The organism is Pseudomonas sp. HB05 (assembly GCF_016756915.1).
Classification (GTDB): domain Bacteria; phylum Pseudomonadota; class Gammaproteobacteria; order Pseudomonadales; family Pseudomonadaceae; genus Aquipseudomonas; species Aquipseudomonas alvandae.
The window spans coordinates 1-23,020 of the sequence record NZ_JAESPG010000031.1; the positions used below are offsets into that span (position 1 = coordinate 1).

A 23,020-nucleotide genomic window follows, 5' to 3' on the forward strand; every position below is an offset into this window, starting at 1 on the left:
GCGGGGTGGCTGCGTCTGGGCCACAACAATTAAATTCGTTGGCGCCCCCCCCCCCCCCCCCCGCCCCCCCCCCCGCTCCCACAAAAGGAGCCGTGTTCCCCACTACTACAGGTCAACCCCATGTCCCTCCCCTCCTTTGTACGCCTGATCGAAGTCGGCCCGCGCGATGGCCTGCAGAATGAATCGCACCCCATCAGCGTCGCCGACAAGGTACGCCTGGTAGATGCACTGAGCGCTGCCGGCCTCGGTTACATCGAAGTCGGCAGCTTTGTCTCGCCTAAATGGGTGCCGCAGATGGCCGGCTCGGCCGAAGTCTTCGCGCAAATCCAGCGCAAGCCCGGCGTGACGTATGGCGCCTTGGCGCCGAACCTGAGGGGTTTTGAAGACGCGCTGGCAGCAGGCGTGAAAGAGGTCGCGGTGTTCGCCGCCGCGTCCGAAGCGTTTTCCCAGCGCAACATCAATTGCACCATCAAGGAAAGCCTGGAGCGCTTCGCCCCGATCATGGAGGCGGCGACGCGCAATGGTGTCAGCGTGCGTGGCTACGTATCGTGCGTGCTGGGTTGCCCTTACGAAGGCGACGTCAAGCCTGAGCAAGTGGCCTGGGTCGCCCGGGAGCTGTACGCAATGGGCTGCTATGAAGTGTCCCTGGGCGACACCATCGGCACCGGTACCGCCGGCGCGACGCGCAGGATGTTCGAGGTGGTGAGCGCCGACGTCCCTCGGGACAAACTTGCGGGACATTTCCACGACACCTACGGCCAGGCCCTGGCCAACGTCTACGCCAGCCTTCTGGAGGGCATCGCCGTGTTCGACAGTTCCATCGCAGGCCTGGGTGGCTGTCCTTATGCCAAGGGTGCCAGCGGTAACGTCGCGACTGAAGACGTGCTGTACCTGCTCAATGGCCTCGGCATCGAGACCGGCATCGACCTGGACGCGCTCATCGCCGCGGGCCGGCAGATTTGTGACGTGCTCGGCCGTCCGACCGGTTCGCGCGTTGCGAAGGCGCGGCTGGCGCAGTGAGGTGTTACCGCCCCCGTTTGTAACGGGGGTGAAACGAGTAACACGGAAACAATTTGTCAGGGTTTCGCGGGATGGATTTTCCGACAAAAAACTCAACCGATTGATTTATATGGATTTTTTAAAGTTGGCACGGCACCTGCTATATCTCTTGCACAACAAAAATAAAAAAAAGCGACAAACCCAATAAAAACAAGACGAAACGACTCTGACATAACAAAAACAACACGGCAGAGACGCAGCTAACAGATTTTTTTGGAGAAGATGTGCTTTTCAGGGTGCTTCCAGGAGCAACCCGCAACCGGGCAGAGAACAATAAAACTACCTTCAGGTAGCTCCCGAATCGGTTGGATCGCCAGGCGAAAAAGCAGATCAGCGCTCAAAAAAATACGTTTGCTCTTGATCCCGGATGGGGATCGCCAAAAACAGCGGTAAAGGGCCACGGCTGCCAAAAACAACAACAGGCCGCCCCTCAATAATAAAAAAAGAGCACGCGACGACAAAATTAAAGGGGAGCTTCGGCTCCCCTTTGTGCTTTCCAGGATTTGGTTTTTGTGGGAGCGGGCTTGCTCCGGGCGGCGATCCGACGAAGACGGCGTCACCGTCGACATCTATCTCGCCTGGAACACCGCTTTCGTCGGATCGCCGCCCGGAGCAGGCTCGCTCCCACGGGGGATCTTGCTCAGCCTTCGTTACCGCGCAGTTCTTCCATGCTGATTTCACGCATGCGAAATTTCTGGATCTTGCCGGTGACCGTCATCGGAAAATCTTCGACGAACTTGAAATGACGCGGCGTCTTGAAGTGGGCGATGCGCTCCTTGCACCAGGCCTGCAGTTCCTGCTCGGTGGCGCTGTGGCCGGGATGGAATTTGACCCAGGCGACGATCTCCTCGCCATAACGCGAGCACGGAATACCGATCACTTGCACATCGGCCACCGCGGGGTGGGTGAAGAAGAACTCTTCCAGCTCCCGGGGATAAACATTCTCTCCGCCGCGGATGATCATGTCCTTGTTACGTCCGACGATGCGCACGTAGCCCTGCTCGTCCATGGTCGCGAGGTCGCCGGTGTGCATCCAGCCTTGCGGATCGATGGCATCGGCGGTGCCCTTGGGGTTGTTCCAATAGCCGAGCATCACGCTATAGCCGCGCGTGCACAGTTCGCCGATGGTCCCGCGCGGGACGATATCGCCCGCCACGTCGATGATCTTGCTTTCGAGCTGCGGCTGGGTCCGCCCGACGGTGGTCACGCGCAATTCCAGCTCATCCGTGGGACCGGTCTGCAACGACACCGGGCTGGTTTCCGTCATGCCGTAGGCAATCTGCACCTCAGCCATGTGCATCTCGCTGATGACCCGCCGCATCACCTCGATGGGGCAAGTGGCCCCCGCCATGATTCCGGTGCGCAGGCTGGACAGGTCGAAATCCCCTCGCTGTGGCTGGTCGAGCATGGCGATGAACATGGTGGGGACGCCGTACAACGCCGTGGCTTTTTCCTCGGCCACGGTGCGCAGGGTCAGCAAGGGATCGAAGGCATCGTTGGGGTAGATCATGGTGCTGGCGTGCGTCACGCACCCCAGGTTGCCCATGACCATGCCGAAGCAGTGATACAACGGCACCGGGATCACCAGCCGATCGTCAACGCTCAGGCCCAGGCTTTCGCCGACCATGTAGCCGTTGTTGAGGATGTTGTAATGGCTGAGGGTCGCACCCTTGGGAAATCCGGTGGTGCCTGAGGTGTACTGGATATTTACCGGCTGATCGAAATGCAGGCTCCCCTGGCGTTCAGTCAGTTGCCCTAGCGACACCGCTGCACCGAGGGCAGCCATCTGCGACCAAGGTAAAAATCCCGAAGGCGGCTGCGAATCGAGGCTGATCACCCCGCGCAGGTCCGGCAGGCGCTCGCTTCGCAATTGTCCGATCGATTGCTCTGCCAGCTCTGGTACCAAGGCTTGCAACATGGCGTGGTAATCCGAGGTCTTGAACGACCCGGCGCACACCAGCCACTGGCAACCGGATTGCTTGAGCACGTACTCCAATTCGGAGGCGCGATACGCCGGATTGATATTGACCAGGATCACGCCGATCTTCGCACTGGCAAACTGACTGATGCACCATTGCGCGCAATTCGGCGCCCAGATGCCAAGGCGGTCGCCCGCCTGCAAGCCCAGCGCCAGGAAGGCCCGGGCGTGCAGATCGACCGCTTCGGCCAGTTCTCGCCAGCTGTAGCGCAGCGACTGGTGGCGAACCACCAACGCCTCGCCGTCAGGGAATTCGGCGACAGTCTGGTCAAACGCCTGGCCGATCGTCTGCGCGAGCAAGGCCTTGGCCTGGGAGCCGCAGGTGTAGCTGAGTTGCGGGTGAGAACCGGGTTGATCCATGACGCGCCCTCTTGTTTTTATTAATGGATGTATCGGTGAATCTCATGCAAGAGCGGCCTTACTCTCGCCCAAGTTGACGTTAACGTAAAGAGCGATTGACAGCCATTCGTCACAAGCTTACGTTAACGTAAAGGTGAGAGCCGCCACGCCGCTCCCCACACCCGACAAAAAATCCAAAAGGTGCCCCATGAGCTACCCATCCCTGAATTTTGCCCTCGGCGAAACCATCGACATGTTGCGCGACCAGGTGCAGTCCTTCGTCAAGGCAGAGCTGGCGCCTCGGGCCGCACAGATCGACATCGACAATCTGTTCCCCGCCGACATGTGGCGCAAGTTCGGTGACATGGGCCTGCTGGGCATCACCGTCCCCGAAGAATATGGCGGCGCCGGCCTGGGCTATCTGGCCCATGTCGTCACCATGGAAGAAATCAGCCGCGGCTCGGCCTCGGTCGCCCTCTCCTACGGCGCCCACTCCAACCTGTGCGTCAACCAGATCAACCGCAACGGCACCCATGAGCAGAAGAGCAAGTACCTGCCCAAGCTGATCAGCGGCGAGCATATCGGCGCCCTCGCCATGAGCGAACCGAACGCCGGCTCCGACGTGGTTTCGATGAAACTTCGGGCCGACAAGCGTGGCGACCACTACGTGCTCAACGGCAGCAAGACCTGGATCACCAATGGCCCCGACGCGAACACCTACGTGATCTACGCCAAGACCGACCTGGAAAAAGGCGCCCACGGCATCACTGCGTTCATCGTCGAGCGCGATTGGAAAGGTTTCAGCCGCAGCAACAAATTCGACAAGCTCGGCATGCGCGGCTCGAACACGTGCGAGTTGTTTTTCGATGACGTCGAAGTGCCTGAGGAAAATATCCTCGGCGTGCTCAACGGCGGCGTGAAAGTGTTGATGAGCGGCCTCGACTATGAGCGCGTGGTCTTGTCCGGCGGACCGACCGGCATCATGCAGGCGTGCATGGACCTGATCGTCCCGTACATCCACGACCGCAAGCAGTTCGGCCAGAGCATCGGCGAATTCCAGCTGATCCAGGGCAAAGTCGCCGACATGTACACCCAGCTCAACGCCAGTCGCGCCTATCTGTACGCAGTGGCGCAGGCGTGCGAGCGCGGCGAAACCACCCGCAAGGACGCCGCCGGGGTGATCCTCTACAGCGCCGAGCGCGCCACGCAAATGGCCCTTGATGCCATACAGATCCTGGGCGGCAACGGCTACATCAATGAATTCCCGGCTGGCCGTCTCTTGCGTGACGCCAAGCTGTACGAAATCGGCGCCGGCACCAGTGAGATCCGTCGCATGTTGATTGGCCGCGAACTGTTCAACGAAACCCGCTAACGGAGCTGACCATGGCCACGCTGCATACTCAGCTCAACGCTCGCTCACCGGAGTTCATCGCCAACCGCGATGCGATGCTCGGACAAGTCGAGGCCTTGCGCACCTTGCTCGCTCATGTCCAGCAAGGCGGCGGACCCAAGGCCCAGGAGCGGCACACATCGCGGGGCAAACTGCTGCCGCGCGAGCGCATCAATCGCTTGCTGGACCCAGGCTCGCCGTTCTTGGAAATCAGTCCGCTGGCAGCTTACGAAGTCTATGGAGAAGACGTCCCGGCAGCCGGTGTGATCGCCGGCATCGGTCGCGTGGAAGGTATCGAGTGCATGATCGTCGCCAACGACGCGACGGTCAAAGGCGGCTCGTATTATCCGCTGACCGTGAAAAAACACCTGCGCGCCCAGGCCATCGCCCAACAGAACCGCCTTCCTTGTATCTACCTGGTGGATTCCGGTGGCGCCAACCTGCCACGCCAGGACGAAGTGTTTCCCGACCGTGAGCACTTTGGCCGGATCTTTTTCAACCAGGCCAACATGAGTGCCCAGGGTATTCCGCAGATTGCCGTAGTCATGGGCTCCTGCACCGCCGGTGGCGCGTATGTGCCGGCGATGGCGGACGAGGCAATCATGGTTCGCCAGCAGGCGACGATCTTCCTCGCCGGCCCGCCGTTGGTAAAAGCCGCCACCGGCGAAGTGGTCAGCGCCGAGGACTTGGGCGGCGCCGATGTGCACTGCAAGATCTCCGGCGTGGCTGACCATTACGCCGACAGCGATGAACACGCCCTGGCATTGACCCGCCGCAGCGTCGCCAACCTCAACTGGCGCAAACTCGGCGAGCTGCAGCAGCGTGCACCCATCGCCCCGCTGTACTCGGGCGACGAACTGTACGGTGTGGTTTCGGCCGACGCCAAACAGCCGTTCGACGTGCGGGAAGTCATCGCACGCCTCGTCGACGGCTCGGTATTCGATGAATTCAAGGCGCTCTTCGGAACGACGCTGGTGTGCGGCTTCGCCCATCTGCACGGTTACCCGATCGCCATCCTCGCCAACAACGGCATCCTGTTCGCCGAGGCCGCGCAGAAAGGCGCGCACTTTATCGAACTGGCGTGCCAGCGTGGGATTCCCCTGCTGTTCCTGCAAAACATCACCGGTTTCATGGTCGGCCAGAAATACGAAGCCGGCGGCATCGCCAAGCATGGTGCGAAACTGGTCACTGCCGTGGCTTGCGCACGAGTACCGAAGTTCACCGTAATCATCGGAGGCAGTTTCGGCGCGGGCAATTACGGCATGTGCGGTCGCGCCTACGATCCACGGTTCCTGTGGATGTGGCCGAATGCCCGGATCGGCGTGATGGGCGCCGAACAAGCCGCCGGCGTGTTGGTGCAGGTCAAGCGCGAACAGGCCGAACGCGGCGGACAGCCGTTCAGCGCCAGCCAGGAAGCCGAGATCAAGCAACCGATTCTCGACCAGTACGAAGAACAGGGGCACCCCTATTATTCCAGCGCGCGGCTGTGGGACGACGGCGTCATCGACCCGGCGCAGACCCGCGACGTATTGGGCCTGGCCTTGTCCGCGTCGCTGAACGCGCCCATCGAATCGAGCCGCTTCGGCGTGTTCAGGATGTAATCGGGAAAATGCCCATGACTCAGTACAACACCCTCGAACTGCACACCGACCCACGCGGCTTTGCCACTTTGTGGCTCAGCCGCGAGTCAAAGAACAACGCGTTCAACGCCGAGATGATCCGCGAGCTGATCCTCGCCCTGGACGAGGTCGGCAGCGATCCGACCTTGCGTTTCCTGTTGCTCCGTGGCCGTGGCAAACACTTCAGCGCCGGCGCCGACCTGGCCTGGATGCAACAGTCCGCCGAGCTCGACTACCACACCAACCTCGACGACGCCCGGGAACTGGCGGAGCTGATGTACAACCTTGCCAAACTGAAGATTCCTACATTGGCTGTGGTCCAAGGTGCCGCGTTTGGCGGTGCACTGGGCCTGATCAGCGCCTGTGACATGGCCATCGGCGCCGACGAAGCGCAGTTTTGCCTGTCGGAAGTGCGGATTGGCCTGGCGCCTGCGGTGATCAGCCCGTTCGTGGTGCAGGCCATTGGCGAACGCGCGGCGCGGCGCTACGCCCTGACTGCGGAGCGTTTCAGCGGACAACGTGCGAAAGAGATTGGTTTGCTGTCGGAAAGTTACCCGGCCGAGGCGTTGGACGATCAACTCGGGCATTGGATCGACAACCTGCTGCTCAACAGTCCGGCGGCCATGCGCGCGAGCAAGGAATTGCTCCGTGAGGTCGGCAACGGTGCACTCACCCCGGCGTTGCGGCGCTACACCGAGAACGCCATCGCCCGGATACGCGTCAGCCCCGAAGGCCAGGAGGGCTTGCGGGCTTTCCTGCAAAAGCGGCCGCCGAACTGGCAAGCCGAGTCACATAACAAGGAGCCGCGTCGATGAGCGCCCCTGCCCTCACCTCTCTACTGGTGGCCAACCGCGGTGAAATCGCTTGCCGTGTCATGCGCACCGCCAAGGCCATGGGCCTGGCCACTGTCGCCGTGCACAGCGCCACGGACCGTAACGCGCGTCATTGTCGGGAAGCCGATATCTGCGTCGACCTGGGCGGCAGCAAGGCCGCCGACAGTTACCTGCAAATCGACAAATTGATCGCCGCGGCCCAGGCCAGCGGTGCCCAGGCGATTCATCCTGGCTACGGTTTCCTTTCCGAGAACGCAGGGTTCGCCAGGGCCATCGAAAAAGCCGGGCTGATCTTCCTGGGCCCTCCCGCCTCGGCCATCGACGCCATGGGCAGCAAATCCGCCGCCAAGGCCTTGATGGAAACCGCTGGCGTGCCGTTGGTGCCCGGCTACCACGGTGAAGCCCAGGACCTGGAAACCTTCCGCGCCGCCGCCGAACGCATTGGCTATCCGGTGTTGCTCAAGGCAACCGCGGGCGGCGGCGGCAAAGGCATGAAAGTCGTGGAAGACGTCAGCCAACTGGCCGAAGCCTTGGCTTCGGCGCAGCGTGAGGCGCAATCGTCGTTCGGCGATGCGCGCATGCTGGTGGAGAAATACCTGCTAAAGCCACGCCACGTGGAAATCCAGGTGTTCGCCGACCAACATGGCAACTGCCTGTACCTCAACGAGCGGGATTGCTCGATCCAGCGTCGGCACCAGAAGGTCGTCGAGGAAGCGCCTGCGCCGGGCCTCAGCCCGCAATTGCGCCAGGCGATGGGCGAAGCCGCGGTGCGTGCGGCCCAGGCGATCGGCTATGTCGGCGCGGGCACGGTAGAGTTTTTGCTGGACGCGCGGGGTGAGTTTTTCTTCATGGAGATGAACACCCGGCTGCAGGTCGAGCATCCGGTCACTGAAGCGATCACCGGACTGGACCTGGTCGCCTGGCAGATCCGCGTCGCCCTCGGCGAGCCGCTGCCCATCACGCAAGAGCAAGTACCGCTGCGGGGACATGCCATCGAAGTACGGCTCTATGCCGAAGACCCGGCCAATGATTTTCTCCCCGCCACCGGGCGCCTGGCATTGTACCGCGAATCCGCTGCAGGCGAAGGGCGGCGGGTCGACAGCGGCGTTGAAGAAGGTGACGAGATTTCGTCTTTCTACGACCCGATGCTTGGCAAGCTGATCGCCTGGGGCGAGAACCGCGAGCAGGCCCGTTTGCGCCTGTTGGCGATGCTCGACGAGTTCGCCATCGGCGGCCTGAAGACCAATATCGGATTCCTTCGGCGCATCGTCGGTCACCCGGCGTTTGCCGCTGAGGCACTGGACACTGGATTTATCCCACGTTACCAGGCGCAACTGCTGCCCGAGCCAGGCGAATTGGATGACGACTTCTGGCACGCGGCCGCCCAGGCCTTCGCCTTGAGCCTCAAGCCGCACGTCCGCGCCGATGACGCGAATTCTCCCTGGAGCAACACCGGTGGGCTGCGCCTCGGACTGCCACGGGAAATCACCCTGCATCTGAGCTGTGAAGGTCAGGACCGCGCGGTGACGTTGGACAGTGCCTCCCTTTGTGCCGAGCTCAAGGGCGAGCACCTGGTGATCGAGCGTAATGGCGTGCGTCGCGGCCACCGCGTGATTCGCCAGGGCGACAGCCTCTACCTGCAATGGCAGGGTGATCTGCATCGCGTCGAGTCATACGACCCGTTGGCCGCCGCCGACGCCAGTCACAACCCTCATGGCAGCCTGGTTGCGCCCATGAACGGCAGCATTGTTCGGGTGTTGGTAAGTGCCGGCCAGACGGTGGAAGCCGGAGCACAGCTCGTTGTGCTGGAGGCGATGAAAATGGAGCACAGCATCCGTGCGCCCAAGGCCGGCGTGGTCACGGCGCTGTATTGCCAGGAAGGTGAAATGGTCAGCGAGGGCAGCGTACTGGTGGCGCTGGAAGAATAGGCATCGGCCCGTTGTCCGGGCCGATCCGGTTCAGAACCTGATGGTTGCCTGCACGACCACGCCGATGATTCGGCATTGCTCGGTGTACAAGCTTTTCGGGTAAGTAGGATTGAGCGGAACCAGGTAAAGCTGACCGCTCTCTTCAATCAGTTTGCGAAAGGTCGCATCGCTGCTGCCAGGCAGTTGGGCGATCACCAGTTTACCGGGCACCGCCTCGATCGCCGGATCAACCAGGATCGACATGCCCTCGGGGATACTGAGCCCGCTCGGCGCGGTCATCGCATCCCCCACCACCACCAGCCAGAACGCATCTCCCTGGGCGTGGTAGTCCGTCAACTCATAGCGCGACGGTCCGTAGTCAGCGAGATCGCCTTCACGAACAGTGCCGATGTCGTGCCATTCGCTGATCGGGTAGCGGAAGTACGGGTTGTACTTCTGCGCCAGGGCCATGCCCTCGTCCGTGGAGGTATCCGGCTCGCGGATCACCATGGCCACTTCGAGAAACTCGAGCCCCAGTTCCTTCAGCACCCGGTTCATGTCTTCAAGACTGGGCTGTCTGCGCTTGGTCAGCCAATGGCCGATACCGCCCTGTGACATCCCCAAACGCTCTGCAAGCACCACTTGCGTGATGTGCAGCTCCTTCATCTTGGCCTTGACCAACTCTATCCATTTATCCATGAGCGGCACGATACGTGGATGACCACGCCCATCAAAACACAAATTGTAGTATTTAAATTGTCGTCACAATTACGCTGCGTACTAAGCTGGGAGCACAGGATTTCATCTCACACGGAGTAACTCGACACATGGACACGCCCAACAAACACGAACCCGTCACTTCCCTGGACCCGGCATTCCCATCGTTTCAGGATTGCCCGGCGGCCCAACGCGCCTTGGATTACTACTTGAAACCAGGTGTTGCAACAGCCCAGGCCGAGCAGCGCTTTTTCGACGTGAACCGTAACATCAGCGGCGAAGAAGCCTTGGTCCATGCTTGCGACCTGCTGCGCTGCGCTGCGGCCACTGCCCACGAATCTGCCAATAGACTGAACGGTTCGAACCGTGACCTGGCATTTTCTGTCGTGCACATGATTGATCTGGTCAAGGTCATGCTCGACCGATCCCTTGACGGCTACCCACTCGCTAAGCGTTGCGCGCAGAATGGAGCCACGAATGCGGGCCACGGGAAAAAATTTTCCAACCGATGCGATAAAATCATTTGACTTGCAAATGATAATGATTATTATTGCAACAACTGATCGCGAGATCGGTCGATAGGCCAGGAGACCTTAGGTCGGACTTCTGGCATATCTCCTCATCAGGCTAATCACGGTTTTTGACCCGGCTTTTTGCCGGGTCTTTTTTTTGCCGATTTTCGGCTTATGGCTTCAGGCTAATGAAGTCTTTAGGAGGGTGTTGATCTCAATGTTGGCGATGATAGCAAATGCCCATCCGCCTGCAAAAGTCCCGGCGCCATCCCGCTGACAAACCCGCGACAGGCAGCACTTGAGAATCGGCCAGCGAGACTCTACTCTGCTTCAGCGTCCAGGGAGGGCGCCCCCTTTTGTCATCGATGCAAATCGTCCCGATTTACCCCGCCTTGCGTGTAAAGTAACGGCACAAAAATCCTCTGCAGGAACCGTGACCGTGGCTAAATCCTCCTTCGATATCAGCGCCAGTTTCGACAGTGGCAACATTGAAGTCGTAGACATCAGCAACCCCTTGCAATCGCTGTTGAAGATTCGGCCTGACACCCGCAGCGCGCATTTCCAGTGGTTCCACTTCAAGGCCAGCGGCTTGCACGTCGGCCAGGAATATTCCTTTCGCCTGCTCAACGCCAGCCAGTCTTCCTATAACAAGGCCTGGACCGGCTATCAGGCAGTCGCGTCCTACGACCACGTCAACTGGTTCCGTATTCCTACGCAATTCGAAGGCGATGCCCTGCGCTTTCATCTGGAAGCCGAACAGCCTCACGCCTGGTTCGCCTATTTCGAACCCTACAGCCGGGGCCGTCATGACTGGCTGATCGAGCAAGCGCAGCACAAGGCCGGTACCGAACTGTTGGCTACCGGCAAGAGCGTCGAAGGCCGTGACATTCCATTGCTGCGCAAGGGCAGCGGTGCCGAGGGACGCCGAAAGATCTGGATCATTGCGCAGCAGCATCCCGGCGAGCACATGGCCGAATGGTTCATGGAGGGGGTCATCGAACGCCTCCAGCACCAGGACGACGCCCAACTGAACCGCTTGCTCGCCAAGGCTGATTTGTACCTGGTCCCCAACATGAATCCGGATGGCGCGTTCCACGGGCATCTGCGCACGAACGCGATGGGGCAGGACCTGAACCGGGCTTGGCAGAATGCCAACCCGGAAATCAGCCCCGAGGTATTTTTCGTACAACAGCAGATGGAAAAATATGGCGTCGACCTGTTCCTCGACATTCACGGCGATGAAGAAATCCCCCACGTCTTCACCGCCGGTTGCGAAGGCAATCCGGGATACACGCCACGGATTGCCGATCTCGAAGAGCATTTTCGCAGCCACCTCAAACACCAGACCAAGGACTTCCAGACGACCTATGGCTACACACGTGACGAACCAGGCCAGGCCAACATGACCCTCGCCTGCAACGCCGTCGGCCAGAAATACGACTGCCTGTCCCTGACCCTGGAAATGCCATTCAAGGACCACAACGACCACCCTAACCCACACACGGGCTGGTCCGGCAAACGCTCGATGCAACTGGGCAAGGATGTGTTGAGCACCATTGAGGCGATGGTCGACGAGTTGCGCTGAGGTCACTCAAACACCCGTCCCCCGTGGCGAGGGAGCTCGCTCCCTCGCCACGGGTTGCAGGTTCACAGGATCAACGCTTGCCACGCAACATACTGTCCAACACCTCATCCCGGCGCACCCACCCGTGAAACAGCGCCGCCGCCAGATGCACCAGCACGGTCAGGAACAGCAGATAGGCCAGGTAGCCATGGGCCTTGCGCAGCAGTGCAAAGGCCTGGGCATCCGCCGGCAGGATGGAAGGCAGGCGAAGCGATTCGCTGAGCATCACCGGGTCGCCCGCCGCCGAAATCATGCTCCAGCCCAACAGCGGCAAGACCAGCATCAAGGCGTACAGCAAGACGTGCGAAGCTTTGGCCGCCAATGCCTGCCAGCCCGGCAGGTCGGCCGGCAATGGCGGTGTTCGCGTGGTAAAGCGCACCACCAGCCGGACAATCACCAACAGCAGGATCGCAATGCCCAAGGGCTTGTGCAACTGGAGCAACCATTCATGGCGCTCGGACACTGAGGCGACCATGCCTGCGCCGATGAACAGCATGGCGATGACCATCAAGGCCATCAGCCAATGCAGCAGCCGAGCCAACGGTGCGAAATGTCGAGGCGCGTTCATTGGCGAGACTCCTGGGTGGCGGGCAATTGGCTGACTTCACTGCTACGCCGCAGATAAGAACTGGCATAGGCCGCCGAACGCGCGGCCAGCAGCGGGTCATCGGAGCCTTCGATACCACTGGGCAGGATCAGCGGGTCGTAGTTGATGTCACGGCATTCGCCGTTGTCCTGGGCCTGGGTGCTCTCCAATACCAAGGTACCGGCGTTGATCACCTTGCGGTCGCTGGGCCAGGCCTTGCTGGCGTCGTTGACCGGATCGCCCGGGTTGGCCAAGGTGATGTCCAGCCGCCAGCGCAAGGGACCGGCCGCCAGGCGTTTGCCCAGGTCCTGTTCAAGAAAATCGGCGCCTTGGGGTGGTGTCGCGTCCGCCGCATCCTGGCTCATCGGCACCACACCCCAGCGCACGGCCTGGCGTTGCCCGGCAGGATTGACCAGATAGAACGCATTGATCCCGTTGTAGGTTTCGGTGGCGTAGCTGGCCGATGGCTTGGCCGTCTTGATCCATTGCAGGAACGGCATCGCCTCGGGATGCGCGGCAAAAAATGCCGGCACCGCTGCAGGGTTCGGCTTGCCCGTGGTCGGATCTGGCGATTGAGCCTGTTGCAACTGATAGAACGCCTCGGGCGTCCCCACCGGAAACACTGGCATGCTGTTCATGCCAGTGCGCCATTGCTGCCCATTGGCCTGGGTGAACCGCAATGCCAGGCTTCGGATCGGCACACTGCCGTCCGGTGCGTAAGGATTGCCGCTGGGCAGCGCAAAACGCCCGACCACCGGAGTCCGCGCATCGTTGAACACCTGCGCGCTGGAATAGGCGCGCGCCTCGCCGCTGCTTTCAAAGTAACCGGCGACACAGACACCTTTGGAGTGATTGCGCCGGAAACCCGCATGAACTCCGTTGTTTGTTTCCAGGACATTGACCAACGCCTTGGGCGTCAGGCGATGCGGGTCGAGGGTGCCGTTGACGTAGGCAAATGCTCCGGCCAGCGCCGCAACGACGACGGCAATGCCCGTCAGGCGCAATGTCAGGCTGGCGGCGCTCAGCGGCGGCCGACGTTCAGGAGAAGGGTCAACCATAGGAGACTCCGAGGCACAGGGCCATTTGTGGAAAGGATCCGTCAGACGAAAGCACGATGGGTTTATTCCCTCGCGTCGTATTTATTTTTCCTACGCTGGAATAATCTCGTTCCAGGATCGTCTTTCCAGTCACAAGCAGCGACGGACCCACGAAGCCATGCCCCCATGAACGAACTCGACGACCAGTTGCGCCTGCTCATCCCGCGGCTTAGACGTTTTGCCGTGTCGCTGACGCGCAATCCCAGCAATGCCGATGACCTGGTTCAGGCCTGCCTGGAACGGGCCTTGTCGAAATGGAACGACAAACGCCCGGAAGGCGATCTGCGGGCCTGGCTGTTTTCAATCCTTTACCGGCAATTTCTCGATGCCCATCGCCGTTCCCGGCGGTACGCGCGCATGTTGGAATTCTTCACCGGACGCGACGATGCACACCCGTCCGCCGAGCGCAGCGTCATTGCCCAATCGTCCCTCCAGGCTTTCGATCAACTGCCTGCCGAACAGCGCGCGCTGCTGCTGTGGGTCTCCGTGGAAGGCCTGAGCTACCAGCAAGTCGCCGACATCCTCGACGTGCCGACCGGAACCGTGATGTCGCGCCTGTCCCGTGCGCGCCAGGCGTTGCGCCAACTCAGCGAAGGCGAAATCGCCCGCCCTGCCCTGCGGATACTCAAATGATCAGCATGCCCCCCAGTGACAACGATCTGCACGCCTACGTCGATCACCAACTGAGCGAAGCCGACCGGCGCCAGGTGGAAACCTACCTGGCCAGCCACCCCGCCGTCGCCAAGCGTGTGCGAGCTTGGCAGCAAGATGCGCAGCATTTGCGCGCAACCTTGAGCGCAACCTTGCAGCAACCGCTTAATCCGAGCCTCGACCCGACCGTCATCCGACAACGCATGAAACATCGTTCGCGTCGGCATCTCGCCAGCGCAGCGGTCTTGATGCTGGCCGTCGGTGTCGGTGGATTGGGCGGTTGGCAGGCCCGGCAAATAACCCTGCTCAGCGCTGCAGCGCCCATGGCTGATGCATTGCAGGCGTACCGGCTGATTGCCCAGCAAGGCGTGCTCCCGGCCGATTACCAGACGGGCGACGAACACAGCATGCAAGGCTGGCTCGACCGTTACTTCACCCAGGCCGACCGTTTGCCGGACCTTTCGGCGGCGGGCTTCAAGCCGGTCAGCGGACGATTGCTCAGCACTGAACAAGGCGCGGCGGCGATGGTGGTCTATCAGGATCCGAGCGGCCAGAAGATCAGCTTCTATATTCGCCCACCGGGTCCAAGGAATTTCCTGCTGCCCCGTGGCAGCCGGCGCGACGGCGAACTGCAAGCCGAGTACTGGTCTGGACCTGGGTACAACTATGCGATGGTCATCCCCAGTGATACGCCGACGGCGCAGAAGCTCAAGCAAACCCTGGATTTCTGACGCACCACCTTCCCCTGTGGGAGCGAGCTTGCTCCGGGCGGCGATCCGACGATAGCGGTGGATCAATTGGAAGTGATCTGGCTGACACACCGCTATCGCGAGCAAGCTCGCTCCCACAGAGTGACAAAAGTCCGGAAGACTTCATTTATCCCTGCCTGAACACCTGCGAAGGCCTGCGCAGCAGCGGGTCGAACGGATTGATCCGCGGTCCGATCACCGCGGCTTCGCGCTTGAGCATTTCCACCACGGTCGGCAGGCGATCCGGCCCGAGCCGGTCGCTGATCGTCGCCACGCTCAGGGCAGCCACGGCCCGTCCTTCACGATCGAGTATGGGCACCGCCACCCCGGCCATGCCCTGCAACACCCCAGTGTTGCGCCCGGCATAGCCCAGCGCGCGGACGTTCTCCACTTCCGTGCGCAGGAAGACTTCATCGTAGAGATGGAAATCCTTGAGTCGCGGCAAGTTGTATTGAATCACCGTGTCGCGCTCTTCCTCCGGCAGGAACGCGAGGATCGCCAGGCTGCCCTGCCCCACGCCCAAGGCCACTCGACCGCCGATGTCACCGGTGAAGGTGCGGATCGGAAACGGACCTTCACTGCGGTCCAGGCAGATCGCATCGAAGCCGCAACGGGCCAGCAAGAATAGCGAATCCCCCAGGGACGCCGACAACCGCAACATCGCCGGCCTGGCCAGTTCCCGCAGGTTGCCGGTGTTGCCAGCGCGAGCGGCCAGGGCGAAGAAATCCAGGCTCAGGCGATAGCGTTTGCTGCGCGCATCCTGCTCGACCATGCCTTCGTCCATCAGGTTGCGCAGCAAGCGGTGCGTGGTGGGCTGGGACAGGCCGATACGCTGGGCCAGTTGCGTGACGCGCTCGCCCCCTTCAGCGGTCTCGCCCAGGCTGCGCAGCACGGCAAACAACCGGGAGACCGAGCCAACCCCCACTTCGTTCTTTTCGATATTCCGCTCAATGGAATCAGGCATAAAATTTTTTACTCAGTTATTTATTCACCGAATGAAACTGAAAATAGTCATCGCTTCAGTGAAATAGTCCATTGAGCCCATCCTATTCTTCGTCCTACTCTGCGTCCATACAGGGGCGATTCGAACAACAGCGGCAGCCGACTTGAAGTCGAGCGCCAACGCACCCCGCGACATCTTTCGTATCTGCCCATACAAAAAAGCGCGCCTCGCGGCGACGCATAACAATCTCAGGTGGAGCGCAGTCATGGCTTTCGTGCAACTTGAAGACTTGAGCAAACGTTATGGCGACCTGGACGCCGTGGTCGCCACCAACCTCTCGGTGGAGAAAGGTGAGTTCGTCTCGCTGCTGGGGCCGTCCGGTTGCGGCAAGACCACGACGTTGCAAATGATCGCCGGCTTCGTCGAAGCCAGCAGCGGCCGCATCCTGCTGGACGGGCGCGACATCACCCACGCCAAGCCCGCCAGCCGCGGCTTGGGCGTGGTGTTCCAGAGTTACGCGCTGTTTCCCCACATGACCGTCAAGGACAACATCGCCTTCGGCTTGCGCATGCGCAAAGTGCCCAACGTCGAGCTGCAGTCCCGGGTCGACCGCGTGCTCAAGCTGGTGCGCCTGGATCGGCATGCCGAGCGTTACCCACGAGAGCTTTCAGGCGGCCAACGCCAGCGCGTCGCGTTGGCCCGGGCACTGGTAATCGAACCGCCGGTGTTGCTGCTCGACGAGCCGTTGTCCAACCTCGACGCCAACCTGCGCGAAGAAATGCAGTTCGAAATCCGTCGCATCCAGCGCGAAGTCGGCATCACCACGCTGATGGTTACCCACGACCAATCCGAGGCGCTGTCGATCAGCGATCGGGTCGTGGTCATGCAGGCCGGCCGTATCACCCAGATCGACGCGCCCTACACCCTTTACGAGCACCCGCGCACCGAGTTCATTTCCGGCTTCGTCGGCAAGGCCAACCTGCTGCCCGGTGAACGTGACAGCGCCGGAGTCGTGCAAGCCAGCAGCGCCGGTAAAGGCGAACTGACCCTGAGCCTGCGCCCGGAAAAAATCGACCTGTGCGCCCCCGGCTCGGGACGGCTGCAAGGCACCATCACCAACCGTTTCTTCCTCGGCAGCCAGTGGTTGTATGGGGTCTCCACCCACCTGGGTGAACTCAGCGTGGTACGGCGCAACGACGGTTCGGCGCCGCTGGCCGAAGGCACTGCCGTCGGCCTCGACTGGGACCCGGCGCTGCTGCGGGTGTTGAGCGTGGATGAGGTGTCGGCATGAAGCTGATCGACGCCATGAAGCGTGGCCGCCAAGGCTATTGGATGTCGGCCCCGGCCCTGGCCTTGTACCTGGGTCTGCTGGTGATTCCCCTCGGCCTGACGCTGGTGCTGTCGTTCAACGTCTTCGACTACGGCTCGGGCATCAACGGCGACGCCTACACCTTCGAGCACTACACCAGCCTGCTGGGCGATCCGTACTTCTATGAAATCTTCCTGCGCACCTTCTGGATCAGCGCCCTGACCACGCTGCTGTGCGTGGTGATCGGCGTACCCGAGGCCTACATCCTCAGCCGCATGGGCGCGCCGTGGCGTTCGATCTTCCTGATCCTGATCCTCACGCCGTTGCTGATTTCGGTGGTGGTGCGAGCGTTCGGCTGGAGCCTGCTGCTCGGCGCCGACGGCCTGGTCAACCAGACGCTGCAAGCCCTCGGCGGCTCACCGATGAAGCTGCTCTATACGCCGTTCGCGGTCGTCATCGCCCTGGTGCATGTGATGCTGCCGTTCATGATCATTCCGGTGTGGACCTCGCTGCAAAAACTCGACCCGGCCGCCGAACAGGCCGCCCTTTCCCTGGGTGCGAGCCAGATCACGGTGATCCGTAAGGTGGTGCTGCCACAGATCATGCCGGGCGTGCTGTCCGGCACGCTGATCGTGTTCGGCCTCGCCGCCAGTTCGTTCGCCATCCCCGGCCTGCTCGGCGGCCGGCGCTTGAAAATGGTCGCCACGCTGATCTACGACCAATACCTGTCGGAACTCAACTGGCCCATGGGTGCTGCCATTGCCGTCGCGCTGTTGCTGCTCAACCTGCTGATCATGCTGTCGTGGAACCGCATGATCGAAGGCCGCTACAAGAAGTCATTGGGGTAATTCTTCATGTCCAGGAACGGTCCTTTCGCCCTGTTGTTCCATGCCTTGGTAGTGGTGTTCATGCTGGCGCCGCTGGTGGTGGTCTGCCTGGTCGCCTTCACGCCGGAAAACACCTTGAGCCTGCCCACGACGGAATTCTCCCTGCGCTGGTTCCGTGCCGTGTTCGAGCGCGCGGACTTTGTCGATGCGTTCTACAACAGTCTGATCCTGGCGTTCAGCGCGGCCTCGCTGGCGACGCTGATCGCGGTGCCGGCGGCGCTGGCGATCACTCGGCTGGAGTTTCCTGGCCGGGATTTTTTCAACGGCCTGTTCCTGTCGCCGATCATCATTCCGCACCTCGTGCTGGGCGTCGCGCTGCTGCGGCTGTTCGCGCTGATGGGCGTGAACGGCAACTTCAGTTGGCTGATCTTCGCCCATGTGTTGGTGATCACGCCGTATGTGCTGCGACTGGTACTGGCCTCGGCCATCGGCCTGGACCGCAGCGCCGAGCAAGCCGCGCAATCCTTGGGAGCCGGTCGTTTCACCCTGTTCCGGCAGATCACCTTGCCGATGATTTTGCCCGGCGTGGCCGGAGGCTGGCTGCTGGCGTTCATCAACAGTTTCGATGAAGTCACGCTGTCGATTTTTGTCACCTCGCCGGCCACGCAAACCCTGCCGGTACGCATGTACGTCTACGCCACCGAATCCATCGACCCGATGATGGCGGCGGTGTCGGCGCTGGTCATTGCGCTCACCGCGCTGACCATGATTCTGCTCGACCGGGTGTATGGCCTGGATCGGGTCCTGGTAGGCAAACAATGAGGGCGCCATGGCTCTGCTGAAACGACTGGCCGAAAGCGACCGCCCGGCCCTGGACTTCCTGCTCGACGGCGAACCCGCCAGGGGATTGCTCGGCGATACCGTGCTCACCGCCGTCCTGACCTGCAGCGAACACTTGCGCGGCAGCGATTTCAGCGCCGAGCCCCGTGCCGGCTTTTGCCTGATGGGCGCGTGCCAGGATTGCTGGGTCCGCCTGGGCGACGGCCGCCGCGTGCGCGCCTGCTCGACGATGCTCGAAGCTGGCCAGCAGATCATCCGAGAACCGGGGCGGCAGGTATGAATGGCTTTGACAGGTATGGCCCCATCGCGAGCAAGCTCGCTCCCACAGGGGAACTGTGGCGCACGCGCAATCGGCATCCGCAACAGATCCCATGTGGGAGCGAGCTTGCTCGCGAAGGCGGCCTCGACAGCAGCGAAAATCCGCTGCCGGTGAGGTTGCCATGAAACCCATCGTCATCATCGGCGCCGGCCCCGCTGGTATCCGCGCTGCGCAAACCCTGGTCACCCATGGCCTCTATCCGGTCCTGCTGGACGAAGCCGCGCGCGGTGGCGGACAGATTTACCGGCGCCAGCCCGCGAACTTCACCCGGCCGGCGGACACGCTGTATGGCTTCGAAGCAGCCAAGGCCAACGCCATCCACCAGACTCTGGATGAATTGCGCAAGCAGCTCGATTACCGTCCCGACACGCTGGTCTGGAACGCCGAAGCCGGTCAGTTGGATACCTTGCATGAGGGCCGCGCCGCTCGCCTGGATTACGCCAGCGTGATCGTCGCAACAGGGGCCACCGACCGGATCCTGCCTGTTCCTGGCTGGACCTTGCCAGGCGTCTACAGCCTGGGCGCGGCGCAGATCGCCCTGAAGTTCCAAGGCTGCGCCGTAGGTGAACGTGTGGTGTTCGCAGGCAGCGGACCACTGCTTTATCTGGTCGCCTACCAATACGCCAAGGCCGGCGCCAACGTCGTCGCCGTGCTCGACAGCTCGCCGTTGAGCGCGCAGGTCCGCGCCCTGCCCGGTCTGCTCACGCAACCGGCCACGCTCGCCAAGGGGCTTTATTACCGCGCCTGGCTGACGACTCATGGAATCCCGGTGCATCAAGGTGCCAGCCTTGCGCGCATTGAGGGCGAGCGCCGGGTGCAGTCGTTGAAATGGCGCAACAAAAAAATCGAGCACACCCTCGATTGCGATGCGGTCGCCTTCGCCCATGGCTTGCGCAGCGAAACCCAACTGGCCGATCTGCTGGGCTGCGAATTTGCCTGGAGCCCGCTCAACCGCGCCTGGCTACCGCAACGCGACAGTGCCGGGCGCAGCAGTTCAGTCGGGGTCTACCTGGCCGGCGATGGCGCCGGAATCATGGGTGCCGACGCTGCCGAGATGGCGGGTGAACGAGCGGCGCTGGCGCTGCTCGAAGACCTCGGCTACCGAGTCGACCCGCAACGTTGCACCCAGCTGGAACAGTCCCTGGAACGCATCGGCCACTTCCGCCAAGGCCTGGAGCGCGCCTTTGCCTTCCCCGAGGACTGGGCCGGCGGCGCTCCCGAGGACCTGATGATTTGCCGCTGCGAAGAAGTCAGCGTCGGCGATATCCGCCAGGTCGTCCGGGAAGGTCATTGGGAAATCAACCGGGTCAAGGCCCATTGCCGGGTCGGCATGGGCCGCTGCCAAGGGCGGATGTGCGGTGCCGCGGCAGCAGAAATCATCGCCCATGAAAGTGACCGCGCCGTCGGGGAAATTGGCCGCTTGCGGGCACAGGCACCGGTCAAGCCCGTGCCGTTTGGCCTGGAGGTCGAGCCATGATCGAGGTCGATGCAGTGATCATCGGTGGCGGCATCGTCGGCGCCTCGGCGGCGTTGTTCTTGAGCAAGGCCGGGCGTCGTGTGGCGCTGCTGGAACGGGACTTCTGTGGCTCGCACTCCAGCGGCGTGAACTACGGCGGCGTGCGGCGCCAGGGCCGTCCGTTGTCGCAACTGCCGCTGTCGCAACGGGCGCATGAGATCTGGGGGCAATTGCCGCAATTGATCGGCATCGACGGCGAGTATCAGCGCAGCGGCCATCTGAAGCTGGCCCGCAGCCTCGATGACTTGCGTTCCTTGCAGGACTACGCCGCCAGCAGCCGGGGCTTTGGCCTCGATTTGCAACTGCTGGATCGCGACGAATTGCGCAGGCGATTTCCGTGGGTCGGCAGCGTCGCGGTCGGCGCCTCGCTGTGCCCGGACGACGGTCATGCCAACCCGCGCCTGGTCTCGCCGGCATTTGCCCAGGCGGCTCGCAGGCACGGCGCGCGGGTGCACGAACAGTGCCCGGTCAGCCAGGTCACGCACGACGGCCAGCGCTTTGTCGTGCGCACCGAAACCGGCCTCGAATTTCGCGCGCCGTGGCTGCTGAACTGCGCCGGCGCCTGGGCGAGCCGGTTTGCCGCGCAGTTCGGCGAAGCAGTGCCGATGCACGCCGGGCACCCGGCGATGCTGGTGACCGAGCCGCTGCCGGTGGTGATGGACGCCAGCACCGGCGTCGAGGGCGGTGGCATCTACGCGCGACAAGTCGCCCGGGGCAATTGCGTATTGGGCGGCGGCCAGGGTTTCGCGCTGGACGACGCCCGCGCCCGCCCAGGCCAGAACGCGGTCATCGAGATCCTGCGCCAGGCCGTCGAACTCTACCCGTTCCTGGAGGGCGCCCAGGCGATCCGTACCTGGAGCGGCACCGAAGGCTACCTGCCCGATCGCCAGCCGGTGATCGGCCCCAGCAGCACCCAACCCGGCCTGTTGCATGCGTTCGGCTTTGCCGGCGCGGGCTTCCAGATCGGCCCGGCGGTGGGCCAGGCGCTCACCGAGATCATCTGCAGCGGGGCTTCGTCCACGCCGCTGGATGCGTTTTCCATCACCCGGTTCCACTCCATCTCCGTTGCTTGATAGAGGAAGGTCGCGCCAATGAATAACGTCAAACGCAGTGCACTGTTTGGTTTCTGCTCGCTGGGTTCCGCTTGCCTGGGCGCCCTGCTCCCGGTCACCCAGGCGTTGGCCGAGCCGACGCTTTACCTGGGCATGAACGGCGGCACCATGGAGCGGTTGTACGCCGACAAGGTCCTACCCGCCTTCGAGAAGGCCAACAACGTCAAGGTGGTGATCGTGCCGGGCACTTCGGCCGACATCCTCGCCAAGGTCCAGGCCAGCAAGGGCAACCCGCAGATGCACGTGATGTTCCTGGACGACGGCATCATGTACCGCGCCATCGCCATGGGGCTGTGCGACAAGCTGCAAGACAGCGCGCCCCTGGCGCAGATTCCGGCCAAGGGGCGCATCAAGGACCAGGCCGTCGCCGTCAGCCTCGGCGTCACCGGGCTGGCCTACAACACGCGGCTGTTCAAGGAAAAAGGCTGGAACACGCCGACGTCGTGGATGGACCTTGCCGACCCGCGATTCAAGGACAAAGTGGTATTCCAATCCATGGCCTCGTCCACCTTCGGCCTGCACGGGTTCCTAATGTTCAACCGGATCCAGGGCGGCAGCGAAACCGATGTCGAGCCGGGCTTCAAGGCGTGGCCGAACACGGTCGGGCGTAACGTGCTGGAGTACATCCCCAGCTCGGCGAAAATCTCCGAAATGTTGCAGACGGATGAAGCGGCGCTGTTCCCGCTGACGCCGACCCAAGTCACCGCCTTGAAACTCAAGGGCATGCCGGTCGAGTACGCGCAACCGAAGGAAGGCGCGGTGGTGCTGAACGTCGCCGAATGCGCCGTCGCCCAGAACAGCGAACCCGAACTCGCACAGAAACTCGCCGCGTTCCTGCTGACCCCCGAAGCCCAGGCCATCGCCCTGGAAGAAGGCGACCAGATCCCGTCCAACCCCAACACGCCGACCACCGACAAGACTCGCGGCCAGGTGGAAGCAATGAAAAAATACCTGGAAACCGCGATTGCGGTGGATTGGGATCAGGTCAACGAACAACGTCCGGCCTGGAACGCGCGGTGGAACCGCAGCATCGAGCGCTAGGACCGCTGGCGCTGCCTTTTTTGTTTATCATGCGGGCCTGCGCTGGTTTCAT

General features: G+C 62.1%; 21 protein-coding genes and 1 pseudogene. 16 read left to right on the forward strand and 6 right to left on the reverse strand.

All coding sequences use genetic code 11. The features are described from left to right. Window positions 1-120 precede the first annotated feature (120 nt). A complete protein-coding gene (locus tag JMN22_RS22240) occupies window positions 121-1,020 on the forward strand; it encodes a hydroxymethylglutaryl-CoA lyase (RefSeq protein ID WP_202335008.1) in 900 nt (299 codons plus the stop codon). Between the two features lie 239 nt (window positions 1,021-1,259). Here JMN22_RS22240 and JMN22_RS22245 read toward each other — a convergent pair whose 3' ends face one another. Together JMN22_RS22245 and JMN22_RS22250 are read right to left on the reverse strand one after the other, a co-directional pair. After that, window positions 1,260-1,628 (reverse strand): hypothetical protein, encoded by a 369-nt coding sequence (locus JMN22_RS22245; RefSeq protein WP_202335009.1) that lies wholly within the window; start codon window positions 1,626-1,628, stop codon window positions 1,260-1,262. Between the two features lie 71 nt (window positions 1,629-1,699). After that, entirely contained in the window at window positions 1,700-3,397 is a 1,698-nt protein-coding gene (locus tag JMN22_RS22250; protein WP_198798255.1) for an AMP-binding protein, read from the reverse strand. Window positions 3,398-3,584: 187 nt separating this feature from the next. Here JMN22_RS22250 and JMN22_RS22255 point away from each other — a divergent pair, with 187 nt between their 5' ends. The 4 genes from JMN22_RS22255 to JMN22_RS22270 are packed head-to-tail and all read left to right on the forward strand — an operon-like array spanning window position 3,585 to window position 9,146. Further along, complete coding sequence (locus JMN22_RS22255) at window positions 3,585-4,748, forward strand: isovaleryl-CoA dehydrogenase (protein ID WP_030140072.1); 1,164 nt, start codon at window positions 3,585-3,587, stop codon at window positions 4,746-4,748. A gap of 11 nt (window positions 4,749-4,759) precedes the next feature. Continuing rightward, window positions 4,760-6,367 carry a carboxyl transferase domain-containing protein gene (locus JMN22_RS22260; RefSeq protein ID WP_198798256.1) on the forward strand — a complete coding sequence of 536 codons (1,608 nt, stop codon included), beginning with the start codon at window positions 4,760-4,762 and terminating at the stop codon, window positions 6,365-6,367. 14 nt (window positions 6,368-6,381) lie between these two features. After that, a complete protein-coding gene (locus tag JMN22_RS22265; RefSeq protein ID WP_030140070.1) occupies window positions 6,382-7,200 on the forward strand; it encodes a gamma-carboxygeranoyl-CoA hydratase in 819 nt (272 codons plus the stop codon). Further along, window positions 7,197-9,146, forward strand: coding sequence for an acetyl-CoA carboxylase biotin carboxylase subunit (locus tag JMN22_RS22270; protein ID WP_198798257.1), 1,950 nt, complete (start codon window positions 7,197-7,199; stop codon window positions 9,144-9,146). The genes JMN22_RS22265 and JMN22_RS22270 overlap by 4 nt, the downstream gene beginning before the upstream one ends. A gap of 30 nt (window positions 9,147-9,176) precedes the next feature. On the opposite strand, the gene JMN22_RS22275 is transcribed toward JMN22_RS22270, so the two are convergent. After that, entirely contained in the window at window positions 9,177-9,824 is a 648-nt protein-coding gene (locus JMN22_RS22275; RefSeq protein WP_030140068.1) for a LexA family protein, read from the reverse strand. A gap of 128 nt (window positions 9,825-9,952) precedes the next feature. Here JMN22_RS22275 and JMN22_RS22280 point away from each other — a divergent pair. Together JMN22_RS22280 and JMN22_RS22285 are read left to right on the forward strand one after the other, a co-directional pair. Next, window positions 9,953-10,282 (forward strand): annotated as a pseudogene (locus JMN22_RS22280) (DUF6124 family protein); the annotation flags it as partial. Between the two features lie 505 nt (window positions 10,283-10,787). After that, complete coding sequence (locus JMN22_RS22285; protein WP_198798258.1) at window positions 10,788-11,939, forward strand: M14-type cytosolic carboxypeptidase; 1,152 nt, start codon at window positions 10,788-10,790, stop codon at window positions 11,937-11,939. A gap of 70 nt (window positions 11,940-12,009) precedes the next feature. Here the strand turns inward: JMN22_RS22285 and JMN22_RS22290 are convergent, their stop codons facing one another. Both JMN22_RS22290 and JMN22_RS22295 read right to left on the reverse strand, forming a co-directional pair. Beyond that, entirely contained in the window at window positions 12,010-12,546 is a 537-nt protein-coding gene (locus JMN22_RS22290) for a cytochrome b (protein WP_198798259.1), read from the reverse strand. Beyond that, a complete protein-coding gene (locus JMN22_RS22295) occupies window positions 12,543-13,622 on the reverse strand; it encodes a catalase family peroxidase (protein ID WP_198798260.1) in 1,080 nt (359 codons plus the stop codon). Before JMN22_RS22295 ends, JMN22_RS22290 begins: the two co-directional genes overlap by 4 nt. Window positions 13,623-13,787: 165 nt before the next feature. On the opposite strand from JMN22_RS22295, the gene JMN22_RS22300 reads away from it, so the two are divergent. Continuing rightward, complete coding sequence (locus JMN22_RS22300) at window positions 13,788-14,294, forward strand: sigma-70 family RNA polymerase sigma factor (protein ID WP_030140063.1); 507 nt, start codon at window positions 13,788-13,790, stop codon at window positions 14,292-14,294. After that, window positions 14,291-15,043: an anti-sigma factor family protein gene (locus tag JMN22_RS22305; RefSeq protein ID WP_198798261.1), complete on the forward strand. Its 753-nt coding sequence runs from the start codon at window positions 14,291-14,293 to the stop codon at window positions 15,041-15,043. The genes JMN22_RS22300 and JMN22_RS22305 overlap by 4 nt, the downstream gene beginning before the upstream one ends. 145 nt (window positions 15,044-15,188) lie before the next feature. Here JMN22_RS22305 and JMN22_RS22310 read toward each other — a convergent pair whose 3' ends face one another. Then, window positions 15,189-16,025 carry an IclR family transcriptional regulator gene (locus tag JMN22_RS22310; RefSeq protein WP_198798262.1) on the reverse strand — a complete coding sequence of 279 codons (837 nt, stop codon included), beginning with the start codon at window positions 16,023-16,025 and terminating at the stop codon, window positions 15,189-15,191. Window positions 16,026-16,269: 244 nt separating this feature from the next. Between JMN22_RS22310 and JMN22_RS22315 the strand changes: the two genes are divergently transcribed. From JMN22_RS22315 to JMN22_RS22345, 7 genes are all read left to right on the forward strand, one after another. Beyond that, on the forward strand, window positions 16,270-17,295 hold the full coding sequence (locus JMN22_RS22315) for an ABC transporter ATP-binding protein (protein ID WP_030140059.1): 1,026 nt from the start codon (window positions 16,270-16,272) through the stop codon (window positions 17,293-17,295). Beyond that, window positions 17,292-18,161 carry an ABC transporter permease gene (locus tag JMN22_RS22320; RefSeq protein ID WP_030140058.1) on the forward strand — a complete coding sequence of 290 codons (870 nt, stop codon included), beginning with the start codon at window positions 17,292-17,294 and terminating at the stop codon, window positions 18,159-18,161. Before JMN22_RS22315 ends, JMN22_RS22320 begins: the two co-directional genes overlap by 4 nt. A 6-nt stretch (window positions 18,162-18,167) precedes the next feature. Next, on the forward strand, window positions 18,168-18,962 hold the full coding sequence (locus JMN22_RS22325; protein ID WP_030140057.1) for an ABC transporter permease: 795 nt from the start codon (window positions 18,168-18,170) through the stop codon (window positions 18,960-18,962). A 7-nt stretch (window positions 18,963-18,969) separates the two neighbouring features. Next, complete coding sequence (locus JMN22_RS22330; RefSeq protein WP_030140056.1) at window positions 18,970-19,260, forward strand: (2Fe-2S)-binding protein; 291 nt, start codon at window positions 18,970-18,972, stop codon at window positions 19,258-19,260. Between the two features lie 160 nt (window positions 19,261-19,420). Then, window positions 19,421-20,776, forward strand: a complete 1,356-nt coding sequence (locus JMN22_RS22335; RefSeq protein ID WP_198798263.1) for an FAD/NAD(P)-dependent oxidoreductase — start codon at window positions 19,421-19,423, stop codon at window positions 20,774-20,776. Next, window positions 20,773-21,888: an NAD(P)/FAD-dependent oxidoreductase gene (locus JMN22_RS22340; RefSeq protein WP_198798264.1), complete on the forward strand. Its 1,116-nt coding sequence runs from the start codon at window positions 20,773-20,775 to the stop codon at window positions 21,886-21,888. Before JMN22_RS22335 ends, JMN22_RS22340 begins: the two co-directional genes overlap by 4 nt. Before the next feature lie 18 nt (window positions 21,889-21,906). Beyond that, complete coding sequence (locus JMN22_RS22345) at window positions 21,907-22,968, forward strand: ABC transporter substrate-binding protein (RefSeq protein WP_030140053.1); 1,062 nt, start codon at window positions 21,907-21,909, stop codon at window positions 22,966-22,968. Window positions 22,969-23,020: the final 52 nt, after the last annotated feature.

Bases quoted from the DNA above. Each gene is read 5' to 3' on its own strand.
- JMN22_RS22240 (WP_202335008.1), top strand. From the start codon at position 121: ATGTCCCTCCCCTCCTTTGTACGCCTGATCGAAGTCGGCCCGCGCGAT.
- JMN22_RS22245 (WP_202335009.1), bottom strand. From the start codon at position 1,628: ATGTCGACGGTGACGCCGTCTTCGTCGGATCGCCGCCCGGAGCAAGCC.
- JMN22_RS22250 (WP_198798255.1), bottom strand. From the start codon at position 3,397: ATGGATCAACCCGGTTCTCACCCGCAACTCAGCTACACCTGCGGCTCC.
- JMN22_RS22255 (WP_030140072.1), top strand. From the start codon at position 3,585: ATGAGCTACCCATCCCTGAATTTTGCCCTCGGCGAAACCATCGACATG.
- JMN22_RS22260 (WP_198798256.1), top strand. From the start codon at position 4,760: ATGGCCACGCTGCATACTCAGCTCAACGCTCGCTCACCGGAGTTCATC.
- JMN22_RS22265 (WP_030140070.1), top strand. From the start codon at position 6,382: ATGACTCAGTACAACACCCTCGAACTGCACACCGACCCACGCGGCTTT.
- JMN22_RS22270 (WP_198798257.1), top strand. From the start codon at position 7,197: ATGAGCGCCCCTGCCCTCACCTCTCTACTGGTGGCCAACCGCGGTGAA.
- JMN22_RS22275 (WP_030140068.1), bottom strand. From the start codon at position 9,824: ATGGATAAATGGATAGAGTTGGTCAAGGCCAAGATGAAGGAGCTGCAC.
- JMN22_RS22290 (WP_198798259.1), bottom strand. From the start codon at position 12,546: ATGAACGCGCCTCGACATTTCGCACCGTTGGCTCGGCTGCTGCATTGG.
- JMN22_RS22295 (WP_198798260.1), bottom strand. From the start codon at position 13,622: ATGGTTGACCCTTCTCCTGAACGTCGGCCGCCGCTGAGCGCCGCCAGC.
- JMN22_RS22300 (WP_030140063.1), top strand. From the start codon at position 13,788: ATGAACGAACTCGACGACCAGTTGCGCCTGCTCATCCCGCGGCTTAGA.
- JMN22_RS22305 (WP_198798261.1), top strand. From the start codon at position 14,291: ATGATCAGCATGCCCCCCAGTGACAACGATCTGCACGCCTACGTCGAT.
- JMN22_RS22310 (WP_198798262.1), bottom strand. From the start codon at position 16,025: ATGCCTGATTCCATTGAGCGGAATATCGAAAAGAACGAAGTGGGGGTT.
- JMN22_RS22315 (WP_030140059.1), top strand. From the start codon at position 16,270: ATGGCTTTCGTGCAACTTGAAGACTTGAGCAAACGTTATGGCGACCTG.
- JMN22_RS22320 (WP_030140058.1), top strand. From the start codon at position 17,292: ATGAAGCTGATCGACGCCATGAAGCGTGGCCGCCAAGGCTATTGGATG.
- JMN22_RS22325 (WP_030140057.1), top strand. From the start codon at position 18,168: ATGTCCAGGAACGGTCCTTTCGCCCTGTTGTTCCATGCCTTGGTAGTG.
- JMN22_RS22330 (WP_030140056.1), top strand. From the start codon at position 18,970: ATGGCTCTGCTGAAACGACTGGCCGAAAGCGACCGCCCGGCCCTGGAC.
- JMN22_RS22335 (WP_198798263.1), top strand. From the start codon at position 19,421: ATGAAACCCATCGTCATCATCGGCGCCGGCCCCGCTGGTATCCGCGCT.
- JMN22_RS22340 (WP_198798264.1), top strand. From the start codon at position 20,773: ATGATCGAGGTCGATGCAGTGATCATCGGTGGCGGCATCGTCGGCGCC.
- JMN22_RS22345 (WP_030140053.1), top strand. From the start codon at position 21,907: ATGAATAACGTCAAACGCAGTGCACTGTTTGGTTTCTGCTCGCTGGGT.